The 18,326-nt window shown below is 46.1% G+C and carries 12 protein-coding genes; 7 read left to right on the plus strand and 5 right to left on the minus strand.

The window, feature by feature from the left end; translation table 11 throughout:
* Positions 1–114: 114 nt before the first annotated feature.
* Together QUB12_RS04240 and QUB12_RS04245 are read left to right on the plus strand one after the other, a co-directional pair.
* Entirely contained in the window at positions 115–4,329 is a 4,215-nt protein-coding gene (locus QUB12_RS04240) for a chemotaxis protein CheB (protein ID WP_333305642.1), read from the plus strand.
* Between the two features lie 519 nt (positions 4,330–4,848).
* Positions 4,849–5,589 carry an HAD family hydrolase gene (locus QUB12_RS04245; RefSeq protein ID WP_333305643.1) on the plus strand — a complete coding sequence of 247 codons (741 nt, stop codon included), beginning with the start codon at positions 4,849–4,851 and terminating at the stop codon, positions 5,587–5,589.
* A 280-nt stretch (positions 5,590–5,869) separates the two neighbouring features.
* On the opposite strand, the gene QUB12_RS04250 is transcribed toward QUB12_RS04245, so the two are convergent.
* Complete coding sequence (locus tag QUB12_RS04250) at positions 5,870–6,361, minus strand: N-acetyltransferase family protein (RefSeq protein WP_333205673.1); 492 nt, start codon at positions 6,359–6,361, stop codon at positions 5,870–5,872.
* 146 nt (positions 6,362–6,507) lie between these two features.
* Positions 6,508–7,581 carry a tRNA (adenosine(37)-N6)-threonylcarbamoyltransferase complex transferase subunit TsaD gene (tsaD, locus tag QUB12_RS04255; protein ID WP_333305645.1) on the minus strand — a complete coding sequence of 358 codons (1,074 nt, stop codon included), beginning with the start codon at positions 7,579–7,581 and terminating at the stop codon, positions 6,508–6,510.
* Between the two features lie 330 nt (positions 7,582–7,911).
* Here tsaD and QUB12_RS04260 point away from each other — a divergent pair, with 330 nt between their 5' ends.
* From QUB12_RS04260 to ilvN, 4 genes are all read left to right on the plus strand, one after another.
* Positions 7,912–8,400, plus strand: a complete 489-nt coding sequence (locus tag QUB12_RS04260; RefSeq protein WP_333138816.1) for a Photosystem I reaction center subunit III — start codon at positions 7,912–7,914, stop codon at positions 8,398–8,400.
* Positions 8,401–8,518: 118 nt separating this feature from the next.
* Positions 8,519–8,647 (plus strand): photosystem I reaction center subunit IX, encoded by a 129-nt coding sequence (psaJ, locus tag QUB12_RS04265; RefSeq protein ID WP_106151078.1) that lies wholly within the window; start codon positions 8,519–8,521, stop codon positions 8,645–8,647.
* Between the two features lie 301 nt (positions 8,648–8,948).
* Complete coding sequence (locus tag QUB12_RS04270) at positions 8,949–9,761, plus strand: carbon-nitrogen hydrolase family protein (RefSeq protein ID WP_333138818.1); 813 nt, start codon at positions 8,949–8,951, stop codon at positions 9,759–9,761.
* A gap of 380 nt (positions 9,762–10,141) precedes the next feature.
* Positions 10,142–10,660 (plus strand): acetolactate synthase small subunit, encoded by a 519-nt coding sequence (ilvN, locus tag QUB12_RS04275; RefSeq protein WP_333138820.1) that lies wholly within the window; start codon positions 10,142–10,144, stop codon positions 10,658–10,660.
* Positions 10,661–10,976: 316 nt separating this feature from the next.
* Here the strand turns inward: ilvN and QUB12_RS04280 are convergent, their stop codons facing one another.
* Both QUB12_RS04280 and QUB12_RS04285 read right to left on the minus strand, forming a co-directional pair.
* Positions 10,977–14,516, minus strand: coding sequence for a sensor domain-containing protein (locus QUB12_RS04280; RefSeq protein WP_445300655.1), 3,540 nt, complete (start codon positions 14,514–14,516; stop codon positions 10,977–10,979).
* A gap of 242 nt (positions 14,517–14,758) precedes the next feature.
* Positions 14,759–15,823: a transposase gene (locus QUB12_RS04285; protein WP_333138824.1), complete on the minus strand. Its 1,065-nt coding sequence runs from the start codon at positions 15,821–15,823 to the stop codon at positions 14,759–14,761.
* A gap of 198 nt (positions 15,824–16,021) precedes the next feature.
* Here QUB12_RS04285 and QUB12_RS04290 point away from each other — a divergent pair, with 198 nt between their 5' ends.
* Complete coding sequence (locus tag QUB12_RS04290; protein ID WP_333138884.1) at positions 16,022–17,026, plus strand: zinc-dependent alcohol dehydrogenase family protein; 1,005 nt, start codon at positions 16,022–16,024, stop codon at positions 17,024–17,026.
* A 449-nt stretch (positions 17,027–17,475) separates the two neighbouring features.
* On the opposite strand, the gene QUB12_RS04295 is transcribed toward QUB12_RS04290, so the two are convergent.
* Entirely contained in the window at positions 17,476–18,240 is a 765-nt protein-coding gene (locus tag QUB12_RS04295; protein WP_333138826.1) for a hypothetical protein, read from the minus strand.
* Positions 18,241–18,326: the final 86 nt, after the last annotated feature.

Here is an 18,326-nt window from a genome sequence, read left to right on the forward strand (position 1 = left end):
AGCTACCAGCCTTCTGGTGATAACCTAAGCTCTGATAAAAATAGTCTAAATTAACCAGCCACACGCTTACCAATATGTTGGCTCCTAAATAACTGAAGTCAAGGACTTCACATCATGACTTCTCCTCAATTACCTCCAGAAAATACACCCGAATCGATCGCACCAGTCGCCCTCGATTCCGAACAATTAGCCGAAACCGATGCCCCGTTTCCCATTGTTGGGATTGCCGCCTCAGCAGGAGGTTTGGCAGCATTCATGGGGTTACTGAGCAATTTACCAGCCGATACGGGTATGGCGTTTGTGCTGATTCAGCATTTAGATCCCAATCACAAAAGTCTGCTGAGCGAGATTCTCGCGAGAACGACGCAAATGCCTGTTAATGAGGTAAAAGACGGCGTAGCTGTAGAACCCAATCAAGTCTACGTTATTCCGCCCAACACCAAGATGGTGCTATGTAAAGGCGTGCTGCAACTATCACCTCGCGAGAAGATTTATGGCAAATATATGCCAGGAGATGCGTTCTTTACCTCATTGGCGATCGATCGCGGGCACAAAGCAATCGCCGTAGTTTTATCCGGGGGAGACGGAGACGGTTCGCTGGGGCTCAAGGCAATCAAAGCAGCCGGAGGCATGACTTTTGCTCAATGTCAAGACACAGCAAAAGTCGATAGTATGCCGAATACCGCTGTTGCGACAGGCAATGTCGATTTCATTCTGCCACCGGAAAAAATTGCCGAGGAACTGGGAAACTATAGTCGCAGTCCGCTTCTCACTGGCCCGCTTCCCCTGACAAAAGTTGAGGAATCGCCCGAACAGGGAGATGCCCTGACAACTATTTTTGCGCTGCTGAAATCGAGCACAGGCGTTGATTTTAGTCACTACAAACCCACCACGATCTCTCGACGCATCCAGCGACGGATGGTGTTGTACAAGCTGGAAAGCTTGAATGATTACGCCCAACATCTTCGACACAATTCGGCTGAAGTCACAGCCCTGTATGAAGAAATCCTGATCCACGTTACCAGTTTCTTCCGCGATCCCGAAGCCTTTGAAAAGTTAAAAGAACTGGTTTTCCCCACGATTATTCAAAATAAATCGGCCGAAACTCCGATTAGGATTTGGGTGGCAGGATGTTCGACAGGTGAAGAAGTTTATTCGATCGCGATTTGCTTGTTAGAGTTTTTGGGCGATCGAGCTATCCAGCCACCGATTCAGATTTTTGCCACGGACATTGGCGAACAGGCGATCGATAAAGCGAGGTCTGGCGTCTACTCAGAAAACCAGATGGTAGAGGTTTCACCAGAGCGCCGTACTCGCTTCTTTATTCCCGAAGCAAGAGGTAGCTATAAAATCAGCAAGGCAGTCCGTGAACTTTGTGTATTTGCCCGACAAGACTTAGGCAGCGACCCGCCTTTTTCCAATATCGATTTAGTTAGCTGTCGCAATGTGCTGATCTACTTTGGAGAGTCATTGCAAACAAAAGTGATGCCGATTTTCCATTACAGTCTCAACCCAACGGGCTTTCTCTTGTTAGGCACTGCTGAGAGTACCGGAGATTTTTCCTACTTGTTTACTTCATTGGATAAAAAGTATAAAATTTATGCCAAAAAGTTGACTGCGACTCGTCCCAATCTTTCGTTTACGCCGAGTTCCTATCCCATCGCTAAAGCACGTGAACGGCAGCAAGAGAAGGACAAGTTTAGGAATAGCTTTGATTTACAACAACAAACTGACCAACTGATTTTAAATCGATATGCCCCACCCAGTGTGGTAGTCAACGAGCAGATGAAAATCCTGCAAGTGCGGGGAGACACCGATCCTTACTTGAGAGTGGTAGCCGGAACGCCCAACTTAAACTTGCTGGCAATGGCAAGGGCAGGCTTGGTGGTTGAGCTTCGCACCGCGATTTATGAGGCAGAAACGCAGAACGTAACCATTAGAAAAGAGAGGGTATTGCTTGAATCAGCCGGACGATCGAGTATCGTCAATTTTGAGGTGATTCCCTTCCGGCCACAGGCCGTCGAAGGACGCTACTTTTTGGTGCTATTTGAAGAAGTTTCACGCAGTGTGCTTAACCTCAGCACCCTCACTTCTGAAAGCTTAGATCAAGCTGATCTATATTATGAAATTGAGCTGCTGAGGCAGCAACTTGCAGCCGCTAACCAAGAAAAAACAGCAGTTCAAGCCCAACTGCAAGCGGTGATCCAGGATCAGGAAGGTCTCAACCAAGACCTCAAAGTTGCGAACGAAGAAATCCTATCGAGCAACGAGGAGTTGCAAAGCACCAATGAGGAGTTAGAAACTGCCAAAGAAGAGATTCAAGCCACTAACGAGGCACTCACTACCACTAACGACGAACTTCGCAGCCGGAATATTGAACAAAGCCTGGTCAATAACGATCTGATAAATTTGCTTTCCAATATCAATATCCCTATCTTAATGCTGACAAACGATTTACAGATTCGACGCTTTACGCCAGCGACACAGCAAATTTTTAGTGTGATTCCCACAGATGTTGGACGACATTTCAGCGACATCCGCTCAACTCTGAACCTTCCTGACTTGGAACAGATGATTTTGGAGGTGATTGATACTCTCCAGACGAAAGAACAAGAAGTTCAAACTTTATCGGGATATTGGTACAACCTCCGCATTCGTCCTTACCGGACAACGGAAAACCAGATTGACGGTGTGGTGATGGTTTTGCTCGATATTGATGCTCTTAAACGCAGTGCCAAAACCTTGCAGGATGCCCGAAATTATGCTGAAACCATTGTGGAAACTGTGCAAACGCCTTTAGTCGTCCTAGATGCTGATTTCCGAGTGAATAAAGCAAATCGCTCGTTCTATGAAATGTTTCAGGTTTCACCGTCAGAAGCAGCAACATCTTCGCTGTTTGAGCTAGGCAACGGGCAGTGGAATATCCCCCAAGTGCGATGGATTCTGGAAGATATTCTGGTTAGTGATGTTCAGCTTCAAAATTATGAGTGGACTCACCTGTTTGATAATATCGGGCCCAAAACCATGTTGCTGAATGCTTGTAAACTTGAACCAGAAGATCGAGCTTTAATGATTCTGTTGTCGATCGAGGATATCACGGAGCGCAAGCAGTTTGAGACTGTACAATCGCAGTTATTACTGCAGGAACAGGTGGCCCGCCACGAGGCAGAAACAGCCAACCGTAGTAAAGATGAATTTCTGGCGAATCTCTCCCACGAATTACGCAATCCTTTGACTCCGATCCTGGGCTGGGCACAAATTCTGCGTTCCGGGAAACTGAAGGAAGCAGCCGTTACTAAGGCTTTAGATGTGATCGAGCGCAGCGCGAGAGCGCAATCTCAGTTAATAGAAGATATCCTGGATATTTCCCGGATTACGACTGGCAAGCTTCAACTGTGCATTTGTCCGATCGATCTGCGGTTAGTGGTGCAAGCTGCGCTGGAGGGGGTTGAATTATCAGCCGAAGCAAAAAACATTCAAATTGTTTCGGAGTTGATTTCTACGACTGTTTTAGGGGATATCAATCGCTTGCAGCAAGTTGTGTGGAATCTTCTGTCGAATGCGATTAAGTTTACTCCGGCGGGGGGACGAGTGGAAATCATGCTATCGACGATCGAGGATCATGCTCAACTTCGAGTCAGCGATACGGGAAAAGGCATTGGGGCACAATTTTTGCCGTATATTTTCGATCGTTTCCATCAAGCCGATTCCAGCAGCGTTAAAGGGAATCAAGGGCTGGGATTGGGTTTAGCGATCGTGCGTCACCTGGTTGAATTGCACGGGGGAACGGTGCAAGCCGAAAGTCCGGGTGAGGAACAAGGAACTACAATGACTCTGAGATTGCCGTTGCGATCGCTGCCTCAAGAGTTGACATCGGCGATCGATTTAAAGTCAACTGCTATGGTAGGGCCTTTAAACGCCTCTAGCGATCGCGTCCCCTCTCTAAAAGGCTTGCACATCTTAGCCGTAGACGATGATATCGATACGCACGAGTTCTTACAATTTGTGCTTGAAGGCTATGGGGCGGAGGTTTTGGCAGTTGCATCTGCCAGAAGTGCGATCGCTGCTTTGACTGAAAATCCCGGCAGATATGACGTGCTAATCTCCGATCTCGGAATGCCAGAGGAAGATGGGTTTTTCTTAATTCGAGAAGTGCGAGCTCTTGCTGCCGAAGCCGGAGGAGAAATCCCAGCCGCGGCGCTGACTGCCTATGCGGGCGATAAAGAACGCGAAAGGGCGATCGAAGCTGGTTTTCAAAGGCATATGGTTAAGCCGATCGAGCCGGTTGTACTAGGATTAATGGTGGCTAATTTAGTAGGACGATTTTAAATATTTTGTATGATATCATGTCCGGTCGATCGATCGTAATATCCGGCCGGGGCGGGTTTATTGAATTTGGGATTTGTGTTGAAGATCAGGGTGAACCCGCCCCTACAGAAATCATGTCAATTGATCGTGATTCTTTGAGGGGCGGGCGATGCCCTGAGTGTAGTCGAAGGGTTCACCAACAATACCTGCCAATAATTGACAATCTCAAAAACCCGCCTCGGCCACTGATATGATCTCCGGTCATCAAGCGCGATTTTCGTAGGGGCGGGTTCACCAACAATACCTGCCAATAATTGACAATCTCAAAAACCCGCCCCGGCCGCCATATTATGGTTCAATACTCTTCTGTAGGTGGGCTCCAAGCGTAGCGCACCCTCCGTTTCACGGGCCCAACCTACGCACGATCGGTTTTTTTCACACTAACCCAAGCGTATTGTATTATGGTTAATCGATCGCACATGATATTGTAGGGACACAACATTGTTGTGTCCTGATATAAATATTACGGAGTTCAGATTCTTGGTAACTATTAAATGTCGGGGCATTACCTTCTCTAATATCCAAGCCGTAATCTTTGACAAAGACGGCACTCTAGAGGATTCTCAGGAGTTTTTGAGATTGTTGGGGATGAAGCGATCGCGCCTCGCAGACGCTCAAATTCCGGGCGTTGGAGAGCCTTTACAAATGGCTTTCGGCATCGAACCTGGCAGCATCGACCCCACAGGCTTGCTAGCAGTCGGTAGTCGCAGGGAAAATGAGATTGTTGCAGCGGGATACATCGCCGAAACCGGCAGGGGATGGCTGGAATCTTTAACTATTGCGCGCCGCGCTTTTGACGAAGCTGACGAAATGTTTAAAAATAGTGCTGTTTCTCCTTTATTTGTCGGCAGTTTGGAAGTGCTGAAATATCTTTCGGAAGCTGGTTTGAAGCTGGGAATTCTTTCGGCTGCTACGACGGAGGTTGTGCAGAAATTTGTGAAACACCACGCATTAGCTGACTACATTCAGTTAGAAATGGGAGTTGATTCAACGGTTCATAAACCAGATCCGAAGTTATTTTTGCAAGCTTGTGAGAAACTCGGAGTAAATCCCGCAGCAACTTTGATGGTGGGAGATTCAGCGGGCGATATTCAGATGGGTAAAAATGCGGGCGCGGCTGGCTGTATCGGGATTTGTTGGGGAAAGGCCCAGGTTAGTCATTTGGAAAATGCTGATGTGGCGATCGCATCTTTGGAGGAAATTACAATTTTAGCAGATTGAGGTAGGGAAACGGCATTGCCGTTTCCTCCAAATTAGGACACGGCATTGCCCATTGGTGACAACTTAACGTACAACCGATAGTCCGGCAGGGAATGAATTCCCTGCCTCAAAGCGAAAGTCCTCTTAAGAGGACTCAGAAGAAAAATTTAAGATTCATTAGTCCTCTTAAGAGGACTTTCGCTATTAGACAGGGAATTCATTCCCTGGCGGACTGACGGGCGGACGGAAGGATTGGGCGGACTGACAGTTTAAGTTGACACCAATGGCCATTGCCGTTTCCCTACAGACAGCGCAAACCCAGAATTACGACATCTCTTTCAAGGCCGTCAAGTTCGGCAACTTGTGGCAGATATCCCCACCGCTGAAAGCCAAATTTCTCAAACAATCTTACACTCGGCTGATTGTGAGCAAAAATTATTCCTATGAGAGTTTTAAGCTTCAATTCTGGACTCCGCACAATTGCCGATTGCAATAATTTTTGTCCGATTCCGCAGCGTTGGCGATCGGGTGCGACGTAAATGCTAACTTCTGCTGTATGCTGATAGGCGGCGCGTCCGTAGAAAATCTGCAAACTCAGCCAGCCAACAATATTTTGTTCTGATTCCATTACCCAAATCGGCCAGGAATTGGAGGAGTGTTCTCTGTACCACGGGAGGCGGCTTTCGACTGAGACTGGTTTTAAATCTGCTGTGGCCATTCTGCCCGGTATTGCTGCGTTATATATTTGGACAATTGCTGGCAAATCGCTTTCTTCTGCGTCGCGGATTTTCATCGTTGGGTTGACTGTTGACTGTTGACTGTTAACTGTTAACTGTTGACTGTTGACTGTTGTTATTAGTTATTGGTTATTTGTGAGTTAGTACCAATGCCCAATGCCCAATGCCCAATGCCCAATGCCCAATGCCCAATGCCCAATGCCTAATGACTCTTGTACAGTTCCATAATATCGCTGACAGCCATTCTTGAATTTGCTCCCAAAGTTAGCGGTGATGTGTGTCCTCGCTGCAAGTGTTCTGCGGCTGCACAGCCAATCATTGCTGCGTTGTCTGTACAATATTTTAATGGCGGAAACAATACCCGCAAGTTGTGTTTTGCTGCTGCTGCTTGTAAGTGTTTTCGGAGTCCGCTGTTTGCTGCAACTCCCCCGCCGACTACAATAGTGGTAAGCCCGAAATTTACGGCACAGTCGATCGCTCTTTTTGTTAAACCCTTAGCTACAGTTTCCTGAAAGCTGGCCGCAATATCATTAATTGTAGAGGCAGGCAAGATGCCTTCCTCACCCACATTGTTATTTTGTTTCTTGAGTTTCTGCACTAATTGCAAAACTGCGGTTTTCAACCCGCTAAAACTACTGTCGTAAGGATGATAGCCACCACCAGGCAAGGAAATTCTGCCTTCTGGTAGGGGGTATGCTTGGGGATTGCCAAGGGCGGCCAATTTGTCCATCAGTGGCCCGCCGGGATATCCTAGCTGCAACAGTCTCGCGACTTTATCAAAAGCTTCGCCGGCGGCGTCGTCGCGTGTTTGTCCTACTGTTTCATAAACGCCACAATCTTTGACGTAAATAAAGCTAGTGTGTCCCCCGGAAACTAACAAACACAAAAACGGTGGCTGCAAGTCGGGTTCGGTAAGGTAAGAAGCGTAGATGTGCCCTTCGAGGTGGTGGACGCCTAAAAAAGGTTTTTGATGGACTATTGCCAAGCTTTTCGCCGCTGTCAGCCCGACTAACAATGCACCTACTAAACCGGGGGCACAAGTCGCTGCAATGCCGTCAATTTCTGACCAACTCAGGTTTGCTTCACCGAGACACTGGGCAATTACCTGATTGAGCATTTCTAGGTGACTCCGCGAAGCCACTTCGGGCACTACCCCGCCATACTGCTCGTGGATTTTAATTTGCGATGCTACAACATTGCTGCAAACTTGACGATTCTTAACAATTGCTGCTGCTGTTTCGTCACAACTTGTTTCGATTGCGAAAATGGTTGCCATTAACTGCTAATTTTATTTGATAGGTTAGTTATTGCTAGCTTAACTAATTCGGCGCAAGTCCCCCGCTCTACCTGTATTCAGGTTATTGTTAAGGGATTTTTGCCCGATCGACAGGTAAGGCCATCATCGGATGCAATGAAGGAATATCCTCGCGGTATTGCTAGCTCAGCATTGACCTATGAAAACGGGAATCCCTCATTCTATTGGGCTTTGCCGCATTAATGGTGGATACTTTACACTGTCAACAAACACGGTAATCTGGATTCCAGATCGGCAAGTTGAAATGCTTGTACAAAAACTTATTGTTTTGTAACAAAAGGAAACAATTCCATGCGACGATTGTTTGCTGCAATTTTAGTGTTGAGTGTCTGGATCAGTTTTGCTCCAGTTGCTTCGGCTTACAATTTAGTGCCGTGCAAAGACTCTCCCGAATTCAAGGAACTGGCTAAAAATGCACGTTCTACCAATGGCGACCCCGCATCTGCGAAAGCAAGATTCGATCGCTATTCTCAAGCTATGTGCGGCCCGGAAGGATACCCGCACTTAATCGTAGACGGCAACTTGAGCAAAGCAGGGGACTTTTTGATTCCTAGCATACTGTTCTTGTATATGGCTGGTTGGATTGGTTGGGTAGGCCGTTCTTATCTGCAAGTTACCAAAAAATCAGCAACCCCAGAGGAAAAAGAGATTATTATCGACGTTCCTTTGGCAATCAAATGTATGCTGAGCGGCGTTTTATGGCCTCTGGCAGCTCTCACATCAATCACCAGCGGTGAAATGTTTGCCAAGGACGACGAAATTACTGTTTCCCCCCGCTAAAATTGGGAAATGGAGAAGAGCTAATAGCTAACAGTTAAGTAATTAACTAGAAATTAGCAATTAGCGCGCTTATCGATCGGCAATTACCCACTGTCTCGAATTTTCAGGAGCAGAATTCATGCAATACTTTGTCAAGTTTCTTTCGACCGCACCAGTATTGGCTATCCTTTGGCTATCTATTCAAGGCGCGGCTTTAATTGAATTTAACCGCTTTTTCCCCGACCTGCTTTTCCATCCGATGCCTTAAGATTTGAGGGAAATTAGGTTGCAAAACCTAGGAGAAAAAAGTTGAGAGTTTTGAGTTTTGAGTGATGAGTTACAGGTTAATTTAAAGCTCAAATATCAAAACTCTCAAACCAGATTAGTTGGTGCAAAGCCAGCCCCTAAATGGGAAAAATCCACGGATATCAACTATTTAGTTATCAAATTAGTTACTAATGACTATTGACTAATGACTAATGACTAATGACTAATGACTAATGACTAATGACTACTGACTACTGACTACTGACTACTGACTACTGACTACTGACTAATATTTTGAATCGATGAAGTCTTATCTCGCCGCAGCAATTCAAATGACTAGCTTGCCTGACCTGCAAAAAAATTTGGTTCAGGCAGAGGAATTAATCGACCTGGCAGTGCGTCAAGGTGCGGAGTTAGTTTCCTTACCAGAAAATTTCTCGTTTATGGGCGAAGAGGAGGAAAAGATTGCTTCAGCAGAGGCGATCGGGCTCCTGAGCGAAAAATTCATCAAAACTATGGCCCAGCGGTTCCAGGTAACGATTCTGGGCGGCGGATTTCCAGTGCCGACGGAGGGGGGGAAGGTATACAATACTTGTTTGCTTGTAGACCCAAACGGCACGGAAGTGGCAAGGTACAGAAAAGTACATTTGTTCGATGTGAATGTGCCAGACGGCATTACTTACAGGGAATCGAACACTGTGAAAGCTGGTGAAGATTTGCCACCTGTTTATGTGTCGCCGGATTTGGGGACGCTGGGACTTTCGGTGTGCTATGACGTGCGGTTCCCGGAAGTGTACAGGCATTTGTCATACAAAGGGGCTGATATTTTGTTCGTGCCGGCGGCGTTTACCGCTTACACTGGCAAGGATCACTGGAAGGTTTTGTTGCAAGCTAGGGCGATCGAGAATACTTGTTATACGATCGCCCCGGCACAGACTGGACACCACTACGGCCGCCGTCAAACACACGGTCACGCGATGATTATAGACCCTTGGGGTGCCATTTTGGCGGATGCTGGAGAGGAACCGGGTGTGGCGATTGCAGAAATTAATCCCGATCGACTAGAACAAGTCCGCCGCCAAATGCCGTCGCTGCAACACCGGGTTTTTCTTTGAAGGAATTTTGAGACCAATTGGTCTCAAAAATTCGGAAATTAATCCCGATCGACTAGAACAAGTCCGTCGCCAGATGCCCTCACTGCAACACCTGCTTTTTCTCTGAAGGAATTTTGAGATTAATTGGTCTCAAAAATTCGGAAATTAATCCCGATCGACTAGAACAAGTCCGCCACCAGATGCCCTCACTGCAACACCGGCTTTTTCTCTGAAGGAATTTTGAGACCAATTGGTCTCAAAAATTCAGTCCCCGTCAGGGACAACACCTGAAGAATTTTGAGCCAAACATATTGTTTAATGAAGGTTCAATGACCGTGCACTTCTGCTAAAAGGCGAATTGGCGAAAGTAGAATTGCACGAAATGCGTCTTTTTTGAAGAAATGAAACACACTCTTTCGGTTTTAGTTGAAGATGAAGCGGGTGTCCTCACTCGAATTGCTGGTTTGTTTGCCCGTCGGGGTTTTAATATTGAAAGTCTGGCCGTTGGCCCGGCGGAACAAGGGGGAGTGTCTCGGATTACGATGGTTGTACCCGGAGATGACCAGATTATCGAGCAGTTGACAAAGCAACTGTACAAGTTGATTAACGTGCTTAAAGTTCAGGATATAACGGAAATTCCCTGTGTGGAACGGGAGTTGATGTTGCTGAAAGTTAATGCTGTTAGCGGAACGCGATCGGAGATAATTGAGTTAGCTCAAATTTTTAGAGCGCGAGTGGTGGATATTGGTGATGATACGCTGACATTGGAAGTTGTCGGAGATCCCGGTAAAATGGTGGCGATCGTCCAGGTTCTGAATAGATTTGGGATTAAGGAAATTGCTCGTACTGGGAAAATTGCCCTGACGCGGGAGTCGGGGGTAAATACTGAGTTTCTCAAGTCTTTGGAAGCGAAAGTTTAAGTCAGGAGTCAGGAGTCATTAGTCATTAGTCATTAGTCATTAGTCATCAGGGCTGTTTCATTCTCACCAAAAACATGAATTTTGTAGGGGTAGTGCCCCCGTGCCTACCCCCGACCTAGACGATTCGATCGGCTGATCAGACCAAGAGGGCCGGCACGGGGAGTAGGGGTAGCACGGCCCCTAGGTCGAATGAAACAGCCCTGTTAGTCATTAGTCAGAAAGAATGTTTTAACTTTTAACTTTCGACTTCTTATTGCCAATTATCAATTACCAATGACTGATGACTAATGACTAATGACTAATGACTCCTGACTCATTACCATTTGGGTTGACTTTCTATCAAAAGTGTGGCTGCGATGCTGTCTATCGGCTTTGAGAAAAAGTATCCTTGTCCGTATTCGCATTGCAGCGCTCTGAGTAAATTAAGCTGTTCGATGGTTTCGATTCCTTCAGCAATTACATCCATACCTAAATGACTGGCTAAAATTAAAATAGTCTGTACAATCGCTTCGTTGCCTTCATCTTCAGTCATGCGGCTGACAAAAGCTCGATCGATTTTTAAAGCATCAGTTGGAAAAGTGTGCAGGCGGCTCAAAGAAGAATAGCCCGTGCCGAAATCGTCAATATATAATTGAATTTCTAAATTTTTTAATTCCGCGAGGATAGCGACTGCTGATTCGGAATTCTCCATGATGACACCTTCAGTAATTTCTACCTTTAAAGTGCGGGGGTCAAGCTGAGTTTCTTGTAAAATTTCACGAATGCGATCGATTAAATCCGGTTGTTTAAATTGTTGGTTAGAAAGGTTGACGCTGACAGTCAACGGCGGATTTGCTGGGAATTTTTGATGCCACTCGTGGATCTGATGACAAGCCGATCGCATCATCCACCAGCCCATAGGTATAATCAATCTAGTTTCTTCAGCTACTAAAATAAACTCGCCAGGAGATACGACACCCCGCTGCGGGTGATACCACCGTATCAGCGCTTCAAAACCGCTGATTCTACCAGTAACTAGAGAGACGATAGGCTGATAGTAAAGCTGAAATTCCTGGGAGTCTAAAGCGCGTCGCAGGTCGTTTTCCAGTTGCAAAAGGGCGACGGCGCGAGTGTGCATACTTAAGTCAAAAACTTCGTGGCGAGCTTTGCCCAATCCCTTAGCATGATACATGGCAGCATCTGCATCTCGGAGCAGTTCTTCAGGCCGATCGTACAATATGGACAACGGGGCATTGGGAACAGGAGAGTCAGAAGATAAGCAAGACAAAGAACTTTCCCGATCGATATTTCCGAGATTTTCGGGGCTCGACAGTTTGCTGGTTTCCCTTTGATACGGAGGAAAACCAGAACAAACAATCCCAATGCTAGCACTGGTAAAAACTTGATATTCGTTAAGGTAAAAAGGCTCTGCCAGTTCCGCTTGCACTCGTTCGGCAATCTGGATCGCATCCTCGGTGCTTTTGATATTTTCCAGCAAAATAGCGAATTCGTCGCCGCCGAGACGGGCAACGGTATCTCCAGCGCGCAAACAGATTCCCAGGCGCTGCGCGATCGCGATCAGCAAGCGATCGCCCACTAAATGCCCCAAACTGTCGTTAACAACCTTAAAGCGATCGAGATCGATAAACAGCACCGCAAACAAAATCTCGGGGCGGCGTTTTGAAAGATCGATCGCGTGTCCCAAGCGATCCATAAATAAAGATCGGTTGGGCAAACCGGTTAGCATATCGTGCAAAGCATCGTGTACTAACTTATCTTCTGCTATTTTGCGGAGGGTAATATCTTCGACAGTGCCTTCGTAGTAAAGTAAATTTCCGTCAGGATCGCGAACTGCGCGGCCGTTCTCGGAAACCCAGATAGTAGTGCCGTCAGCGCGGTAAACTTGGGACTCGAACTCAGACACAAAACCCTGTTTTTCGATCGCGCGCAAAAACTCGACGCGGCGGATGGGATCGAGGTAAAGTTGGCGGTCTATGTCTTGGATATTCGCGATCAATTCCGCGGCCGACTCGTAGCCGTAAATTCTCGCCAAAGCAGGGTTAGCGCTGAGGTAGCGTCCGTCGGTCGTTGTCTGGAAAATGCCTTCGATCGCATTTTCAAAGATACTGCGGTATTTCTCTTCCGCCTGTTGCAGCGCGAATTCTGCCTGCTTGCGATCGGTGATATCGGTCAACGTGCCGAGATAGCCTAGAACTTCCCCGCCTTGGGTCATTTCTGGCACTGCTTGCCAAAATACCCAGGTTGTGAAGTCACCGTTGCAAAAGCGGTACTCTAACTTACAGGGCAACTTGTCTGTTACAGCGCGATACCACTGGCTCAAAACACGATCGCGGTCTTCGGGATGCAAACTTTGGGCCCAACCTTCGCCTAGTGCCTTGGGCGCAGTCAGTCCCGCCATCTCCAAAAATCGCTCATTGACGTACAAGCAATCTCCAGCAGCGTCGGCGCGGAAAATCCCGACCGGCAGTATTTTTGCCAAGGTGTAATAGCGGTATTCGCTTTCTAGCAGCGCGCTGGCAGCTACTTTAGTCTCGGTGATGTCAAACATTGCGCCTTGAAGGATAACAGACTTGCTTGCTTCATCGCGAACTGCGGTCGCTTGATCCCGGAACCAGACGACTCGGCCGTTGCGGGCGATCGCGCGGTATTCTGAAACCAGCGACCCCTCGCAGAAGATATCTTCTCCATCGCTGAATTTCTGTGTGGCGTTTTCCACTAACACGCGGTCACGGTCTTCTGGGTGAACGAGTTTCAGCCACAGGTCGGGATCGGCTCTCCATTCAGCTACAGAATAACCTAGAAAAGTCTCGATTTGCGGGCTGATGTAAAGTTTTGCCGCCTTGCGGTTGAGGGGAGAAATGTAGGTGACAGCCGGCATTTGTTCTACCAGGGCGCAGTATTTCGCTTCTACAGTGGACAGTGCTGCTTCTAGGCGCTGCCGCTCTAATTCGGCGGCTGCCCGTCCCGCAAAGATGCTGAGAATTAATCGGAATTTGGCAAGATGTGCTTCCACCAAAGGTCGATCGTGGAAAATACAAATAATGCCTAAAGGTTCGCCGTAAGAGTTTTTCAGCAAAACTCCCAGAAAACTGCGCGCACCTGTAACTACCGGTCTGCGGTCTTCTGGAAAGGTTTCCCAGAGGTTGTCTGGACAGGAATACATTCCCCCCTCCAGCACCCGCGCTTCGGGAGTATTGGCGGTGTCGCACTCAAAGTTTGGCTGCTGTCCGTCGCTCCAAAAACTGATAACTTGCAATCTATCAGCACCAGCATCGGTGCGTGCCTTCGACTTAATCGATTTGGCAGCGACGGCGGTGCGAACTCCGAGTGCTGAGGCTAAGTGGCAAACTAAGGCATCAAAGAATTCTGCTCCCCCCGGCGAATCAGTACCTGCTAGGATTTCGCCCAGTAAATCTTCCTCTAATTGCGCGGAAGCAGTAACTTTGGGAGGATTCTCGGCATTCGGGCGATCGGGATTTTGCCCCATCGAACCCGCAATGCTCAGACTTAGCGTTTTGCTATTTCCAGGCCCCAGAATAGGCGAATAATTCACACTTAGGCGCTGTTGCTTAGCCAAGAATACAGCGCGACCCATACCTAAAACTTTACCCAAGAAGCTGTCAGTTGCCGGCAACCGATTTGAGTTGGGAAAAATCACAAAGTTTTTCCGAATTTTCAATCCGGCAGATAAATCATCGTTTAATTGTGGCAACTGCCGTTGCTCTTCGGCCGGCGGCAGACGAGGGGGCATTGGCTGCCACTTAAGATAAATCGCGGACACCACGGCTAAAGTCGTCAATAATCCCAGAAGATATGCAAGAATCTCAAAGTAAAAAAATAAATCTCGATCGAACATCGATTAGCACCGCTCGACAATTATTGTAGTTATCTGAAGCCAATCTATTTAAAAATAACTAAGTATCGTCACGGATGGGTAACGAATACAAGGTCAGATCGCCCTGAAAGCGACAAGAGAGTTAACAGTTCACAAAAAACCTGGCAATACTTGACATTACCGAACTTTTTGTATTTTTTTTCGTACAGGCTGAAACCGTACAGGTGAAATTGTAAACACATATATACGATTGTGGCACTCCTCTAAGGGGGTGAGTTTACGTTTACTTTTCTAATCATAATTAACGCTGCATTCACATCAGCATTAATCCGACTTTCATTCCAAGACCGAAACCACCCGCGTTTATCGATCTTACCCTGATAAGAGTCTTGCTTACCGACAGGCTCTAAATCCCCTAATCTGCACTTATTTGTATAATATGCTTGTGTAACTATTATGTTGATACCGACTAGCTCAGTTTTGTAAATAATAAACTTTACGATTTCGGTATGAGGAATTACACCCAAAATTTGATGCTTTTTTTGTAATTTTATATTGTGTTTATTTCTCACATTTGTGTCAATAATGAACTGAATTATTTTCCGAGCCACCAACCGCTTGATAATCAAAATGCTGGTTTTATCTTGGTAGTTTTCTAATCGTTTATTTCGTTTAAAGGTGATTTGCTGAATTTGGCGCCTGGTAGATTTTCCCTGCTCAATCTTTGACAGTAAAAATGCTTGGCGCTGATTGAAACATTGATTGATTGATGTGAGATTTTTTTGAGAATCATAAATAGTTGGAATAAATGTTGGCTTATTGGATGCCACAGCTACGAGGCGATCTATCCCTAAATCTATACTTGCTCTAAGGTGGCAATTTAAATTCACCAACGTTACAAGCTTTTGATGGGCAGCCTCAACAAAGTAGAGCGCTGTTGCAGGAACTATTCTTACCTTTATGACATCTTGGGACTTTGTAGAAATTATTATGTCACTTGGAGAGAAATGAAGTAGTCCCTTATTGGAGTCGCTCCCCCTTTTTTTTATGGATTGGTTATCAGAACTGAACAAGTTACCTGTACAGATTCTATGTTTGTATTGGGGGATGCTGGGGAGAAATGAAAATTTAGGTATATCTCGGTCATACGCTATTCTTGACTTTTGGCAATACTCCCAATCGTGAACAACTTGTTTGAAAACTTGCTTGCTACTAATATTAGCAGGGAATGATTGAGAGAAGTCTCTAGGTTTGAAGATGGCAAATAACTGTCTGATAATTTTAGTGCCACCAACTTTAGAACCCGAAGTGAAAAAGTGTGTCCTCATAAATATTTACCACGATCGTAGAGATTTTTGAACAGAAATGATAAGCCATCAAACTGTTTATAAAACTGATGCTGCCGATCTATGTAATGCCTTTCAACAACCCTCATAAATTTTGGGATAAACGAAAAGTTTTTTGTTGCTTTGCTAAGCAATGTACAATAAAGTCTAGGGATTATCTGATCTAGTGTAACACTCATGATGAAAGCGATCGTTTTTCAAACCCCCGGAAGCCCGTCCGTATTGAAAGTGCAAGATATCCCCGCCCCTACTATACAAAGAGAAACTGAAGTTTTGGTGCGGTTGCGAGCGGCGGGTATCAATCCGATAGATACTAAGTTGCGATCGCGCGGCACTTTTTACCCCGATAAAGCTCCTCACGTTTTGGGGTGCGACGGTGCTGGAGTCGTAGAGGCTATCGGTGCTGGTGTGCAAAGTTTCCAAGTGGGAGACGAGGTTTTTTTCTGCAATGGCGGTTTGGGCGGATCGATCGGGACTTATGCCGAGTTTGCCGTTGTAGACGAACGCTTTCTCGCCCTCAAGCCTGCTGCTTTAAGTTTTGCCGAGGCGGCGGCGGCACCGTTAGTTTTAATTACAGCTTGGGAATCGCTGTACGATCGAGGGCGCTTGCAAGCCGGTCAAAAGGTGCTGATTCAAGCTGGTGCCGGCGGTGTCGGCCACGTCGCGGTACAGTTGGCAAAGTTGCAGGGGGCAGAGGTTTGTACGACTGTTAGTTATGAGGAAAAAGCCAATTTTGTCAAGCACCTAGGTGCAGATTCAGTTATTTTATACAAAAACACCAATGTTGTCGATGAGGTTTTGACTTGGACTCAAGGACAAGGAGTTGATTTGGCTTTCGATACAGTCGGGGGAGAAACTTTTTACCAAACTATTCCGGCGGTGAAAATTTATGGAGATTTAGTAACAATTTTGGAACCCGATCCAGCTTTGGGCAATTTGAAAACAGCGAGAATGCGGAATCTGCGAATTAGTCTGGAATTAATGTTGACACCGATGCTAGAAGGTTTGGTGGAGGAACAGGAACAGCAGGCTCATATTTTGCAGAAGTGTGCTCGTTTGTGCGATCGCAACTTGCTAAAAATTCACGTCAGCAAAACTTTCCCTCTCGAAGAAGCGCAAGCCGCTCACGAACTGTTAGAAACAGGCTCAGTAACTGGTAAAATAGTGCTTGAAATTGGGGGCTAAAAATACGGATTGTTAAATTTGCGGGTTGAAGAATCGCGGGCGATCGCCTCAAGCGACGGGGCCATCCGTTCCATTGTCAATCGGAACACTTTTGGGCTTGGGGGCAGTTGGGGAAAGCGATCCACTCAAGCGATCGACTCTACCTCAAGCTGTGATTCGCGAAGTTGCCCGGGCTCGAACATGGACTATCGGCGGCAGAATGGCTCCAAGACTGAACCCAAGCTAGATAGTCTTCGTGCAGTTAGTTTGAGCGGATGAGGCGTGGCTGTAGACGGAGCGAGGCGATTCACTCACTCGTGAGAACCTGCGATATACCTCCATCGTGGGACTAATTCGGTAAGTCAGCGACATCTGGAATGGAATCTAATAGCACGGATGCACCCGAAATGTGAAATTTCTTACCTGTATACAAGATCGGGCTAAAAGTTGAGCAATCAAGCTCTTTGTCATTAAGCAGCAATCACATTACCATCCCGATCAATCACATTACCATTCCGATCAATCATATTACCAGCCTGATCAATCCATATACCGCCGCTCAATCGCTCAATATGATTTTTGGTATTTGAAGAAATAGCATTATATATGATAGAATCCTCTATAGAATCCTCTATAATCTCATAAAAAATATTACATTTTATGGGAAATAATTGTACATGAATAGAGTTAGGAACAATAAGTTCTCTAACGCTCGGCCAAGGCGCATTTTCAATCTCTACTACATACTTAAATCCATAAACCTTGTCATAATCTGGATGGTCTGATTTGTTGGTATTATAAAAATTGACAAAATCACGTAAAGCATTTTTAAGTGGTTCTTCTACGTTATAGTTGTGAGACCTATTTGCTGCGCTGGTTAGGGGGACAAGATTGTCTGTTACTCCTTGACCACCAATCTCCTGATTCCACATATGTCCTTTGATAAAATTGTACTCTGGATATTTCATCCGTAAGAATATTGTAATTGGTTCAAGTTGATCCTGTCCTGGGACACTACCTCGTTGATTAAAAGCTCCGGGCAAAAGTATCACTGACACTTTATCACTCATAAGACCGCTACTGTTGTTACCACTACTATCGGTAAAATCATATTGTCTTGTTGAGAAAGTCGCGCCAAAGTAGGGAGGAAATGTGTATAACGGTGGTCGTTTCCGCCTGTTACTGCAACGGTTTTCTTGTGCCTTTTGGATATTCTTTTGAATTTTACTTAACATGATAAATTCTCCTGCCTAGCGATCTAAATTTATTTGTGCGAACATACTCAGTTTTCTTGTTTTTTTTGGGGAGAATGGAGTTTGAT

It is taken from the genome of Microcoleus sp. B7-D4 (assembly GCF_036705125.1).
Classification (GTDB): Bacteria; Cyanobacteriota; Cyanobacteriia; order Cyanobacteriales; family Microcoleaceae; genus Microcoleus.

Bases quoted from the DNA above. Each gene is read 5' to 3' on its own strand.
- QUB12_RS04240 (WP_333305642.1), top strand. From the start codon at position 115: ATGACTTCTCCTCAATTACCTCCAGAAAATACACCCGAATCGATCGCA.
- QUB12_RS04250 (WP_333205673.1), bottom strand. From the start codon at position 6,361: ATGAAAATCCGCGACGCAGAAGAAAGCGATTTGCCAGCAATTGTCCAA.
- tsaD (WP_333305645.1), bottom strand. From the start codon at position 7,581: ATGGCAACCATTTTCGCAATCGAAACAAGTTGTGACGAAACAGCAGCA.
- QUB12_RS04260 (WP_333138816.1), top strand. From the start codon at position 7,912: ATGCGACGATTGTTTGCTGCAATTTTAGTGTTGAGTGTCTGGATCAGT.
- psaJ (WP_106151078.1), top strand. From the start codon at position 8,519: ATGCAATACTTTGTCAAGTTTCTTTCGACCGCACCAGTATTGGCTATC.
- QUB12_RS04270 (WP_333138818.1), top strand. From the start codon at position 8,949: ATGAAGTCTTATCTCGCCGCAGCAATTCAAATGACTAGCTTGCCTGAC.
- ilvN (WP_333138820.1), top strand. From the start codon at position 10,142: ATGAAACACACTCTTTCGGTTTTAGTTGAAGATGAAGCGGGTGTCCTC.
- QUB12_RS04280 (WP_445300655.1), bottom strand. From the start codon at position 14,516: ATGTTCGATCGAGATTTATTTTTTTACTTTGAGATTCTTGCATATCTT.
- QUB12_RS04285 (WP_333138824.1), bottom strand. From the start codon at position 15,823: ATGAGGACACACTTTTTCACTTCGGGTTCTAAAGTTGGTGGCACTAAA.
- QUB12_RS04290 (WP_333138884.1), top strand. From the start codon at position 16,022: ATGAAAGCGATCGTTTTTCAAACCCCCGGAAGCCCGTCCGTATTGAAA.
- QUB12_RS04295 (WP_333138826.1), bottom strand. From the start codon at position 18,240: ATGTTAAGTAAAATTCAAAAGAATATCCAAAAGGCACAAGAAAACCGT.